The following is a 458-nucleotide window of genomic DNA, read 5'->3' on the forward strand; positions in this document are numbered from 1 at the left end:
GCCCTGGGCGTCATAGACGTCGACGGTGGCCGCTGAATCAAATACGCCCGCGACCGGGCTGACGGTTATCTGGCTGGAGTTGTCGTCATCGTTATTATCACGGGAACGATCGGACAAGGTATACAGGGTGATTGCTCCGACTATACCCAATGTCGCTGCGATCCAGCCCCAATCGGACGTGCCGCTTTCTGCTGACGCCCCTGATGCGCCCGCGAACCAGTGAACCGGCTCTTCCACGACAATATAAGACTCGCTGCTGCCCGCCAGTTCCTGCTCTGACAGCACCTCCATCCGGATCATTCTGCCCGGCTCAGCTTCGGGTGACAGTACCAGCCCCCCAAACCCGGGAGTCACAAAGAAGTCGTCGATGCGCGCCACCACATCACCATCCACCTCGATCTCCAGGTCTTTGCCCTTGCGCCGTATTCCCATTGCGGCCGGCGTGATCAATGCCCCAT

At 59.6% G+C, this 458-nt stretch carries 1 protein-coding gene; it reads right to left on the reverse strand.

Going from position 1 to position 458, the window contains the following annotated elements; translation table 11 throughout:
- The coding region (locus Q4563_RS16085; RefSeq protein WP_303605189.1) for a hypothetical protein at nt 1–458 on the reverse strand (458 nt) is incomplete at both ends.

This window comes from Gilvimarinus sp. 1_MG-2023 (assembly GCF_030548285.1).